General features: G+C 45.4%; 2 protein-coding genes. Both read right to left on the minus strand.

The window, feature by feature from the left end:
- Nucleotides 1-290 precede the first annotated feature (290 nt).
- On the minus strand, nt 291-701 hold the full coding sequence (locus K8R76_05710; GenBank protein MCD4847667.1) for a hypothetical protein: 411 nt from the start codon (nt 699-701) through the stop codon (nt 291-293).
- A gap of 276 nt (nt 702-977) precedes the next feature.
- Nucleotides 978-2687, minus strand: a complete 1710-nt coding sequence (locus tag K8R76_05715) for a PQQ-binding-like beta-propeller repeat protein (GenBank protein ID MCD4847668.1) — start codon at nt 2685-2687, stop codon at nt 978-980.
- Between the last annotated feature and the right edge of the window lie 78 nt (nt 2688-2765).

A 2765-nucleotide genomic window follows, 5' to 3' on the forward strand; every position in this document is an offset into this window, starting at 1 on the left:
AGTAACCTCCTGTAAGTATTATGCAAAAGGTAGGATAAAGATTCAACCTCTTCCTCAAAGTGACCAAGCGAGCTAAGCAACTACTCTAAAAGAACTGATGTCCGCGTTCTGTCTTTTATGTTCTTTTCTGCGGCGATGGCTTTTTGTTCTGGTTACCCGATTTCCGTTTTGTTCTTGTGTGCTCAAGCCGACGCCGTTATTTTCTCGTTAACATTCAGCGTACTCGGTGCCACACTCGGCGCACACTTCGATGGTATCTACTTAATGCTGTTCTGTTCGTAAGCTGAAAATCACGGACCCCACGGACATTTGCTACGCCAATTTACTACTATAGTTCCGATTAGTATGTTGTCACTCCCACTCGCTCTTTGGATCTGAATGGTATTATCTCCCATTTTCAGACTTGTATGATTGAGCTTCTGCATTGTTACCCGCCACCGGTTTCTTCCTGTCTTATTCATAAATTCATGAGTCCCATAACCACATAGAAACGAACTGTTGTTTAGAAATACTTTATGATTCTGATACTGAACATCGTACACCTGCATAGTTAAGTAACCTGAGCCCCTTGGCTCATAGGGGATGAAGAAGGTCTTCTCACTGGACAGGTCACCCCTAAATGGAAAAGGAGTATTTATATCCCCAATATTGTCGCCTAAATGCTCATTGAACACTATCACATCGAAATCTGACATCCACATTTCCATCCTCCTTCAGATCTGGTTACAGCTGCAATCACTGGTAATACTCACAACACTCTGCATACCAGCACGGGATACCCTTGCCAGAACGCTCTACCCCGTGCCTGTTTCCTGCTGTTAGTGTTCCTGTCTCCTCTGCTGTTTTATCCTGGTCCTGTTTCCTATTCCTGTCTCGGTACCGTTTTTATCTCGTCAACATTCTAAATCAGCAGACTGCGGAAGCACTGACACGAAGTCAAATATCTGCAGTTCTGCTGCATTTTGTGGTTATGGCTCTTATCTCAATAAACAAAGGCCTATGGTTTCAGAAATCTCACCTGATTGAATTTTGCACAAGTATAAACCTGCTGAAACAGCCTCACCATTCTCTCTCCGCCCATCCCAAACGATGGAGTGCTGACCAACTCCCAGTTCTGAGTTCTCAAGTGTTCTGATCATCCTGCCAGACAGCTCATACACTGTTACACATGTCCATCCCGGCTCAGAAAGCTCGAATGATATGGATGCTGAGGAATGGAATGGGTTTGGGCTTGCGCAAAGTCCAAGGCGGTGAGTAGGTTCCAAGCTGATCCCCGTTTCGGTAACAGTGAAGTTAATGGTATCCGCGGCAGCAGGAACTCCTTCGTCGAAGGATGTTACTATGAGTTCGTTCGATCCCACCTCTGCGAAAAAATCATCCCGGTAAGTATACTTCAGGCCCGTACCGAAAGCGTATAGATAACCATCTTCTACCGGGATGTACACAATTCCATCAGTGATTGACGGACTGCCATGGAGATAATCTGCGGTTGTTTGATATGTCCAGATGGTAGATCCAGAAGAACAACTCAATGCGATAACGCTTACACTGCCACTGACAGGATAGAATTCACCGAAGAATACAATTCCATCCGCTACAGCCGGAGAACCGTGTATCGTTCCATCTACTTCCCAGTTAAGTGCACCAATATCAGAGGACAGTGATGCGAAGCAGTGGTAATCTGTGCCAACATAAATACTTCCCGAAGCATAGGCTGGAGTAGCTGTTATGGAATCGTAGGAAGGGCCACCACTTAAATAGTATTCCCAGATTGTTTCCCCGGAACAGGCATCTATTGCACGTATGTAACTATCACAATCACCGATGTAGATGACTCCGTCAACAATTGTAGGTGAACTGTCCCAATAGCCCAGACACGAAGATGCTTCTTTTTCCCATTCAATAGAGCCGTCATCTGCGTCAAGAGCATATAGTTTTCCAGGAGTAGACATGCACCCATAAGTAGGAACAAACAGTGTATTATTCCAACAGGTCATGCAGCTTACAGTACTGCCTGATAATTCCGTATCCCATAAGACCTCTCCGTTGCTGGAATCAAGACAGAATATGATTGAGGCGTAGCTTCCATTATGACAACCGCAATAGACCCTGTTATCTACCATAACAGGTGTACTTCCTTCCCAATTGCCAGCACCAGTAGCCCATATCCTCGCACCCGTCAGAGCGTCCAGACAATAAATGGAATCACTGGCTATATAGAGTTTTCCATCTTTGACGGTGACCGCATCATCTGTGGAGCCGATTCCTGTGAAAATCCACTCTACATCACCTGTCGCAGCATCAAGAGCAAAAAGCGTGTCTCCATCGAAGTTCTGGGGGTAGTACACTAGACCGTCAACAACCACGGGTGTGGGAAACTCGTGACCTGTTCCGGTAATGGGAGCAGTCCAGAAGACAGTATTGTCTTCCGGAGCTGGAGATTCCGAGAATCCATGGTGCAGATCATTCTGCATATATGTGTACCAGTCTGTGTTCAGACGGGAAATATCAACAGCAGTCTGGCCGTTCAGAGTGTACTGCACATACTCAGGGATTTCGTTTTCATTCTCCACAATCGCTCGTATAGTAAGCCAGTCACCATTGTAGGTTTCTCCATCAACTGGTTCTGTGATAGTAACACTTACGGTGGACAGTAGAGCGGCAATAAAGATAGATAAGATAAACATTCAGTTCTCCATTCTTTAACCATAACGCTCTGCATAACCAGAACAGTATTCACAAGCCAAGAATGTTGCCACTGTTTC

It is taken from the genome of Candidatus Aegiribacteria sp., assembly GCA_021108435.1.
In the GTDB taxonomy this organism is placed as follows: Bacteria; Fermentibacterota; Fermentibacteria; order Fermentibacterales; family JCC-6; genus Aegiribacteria.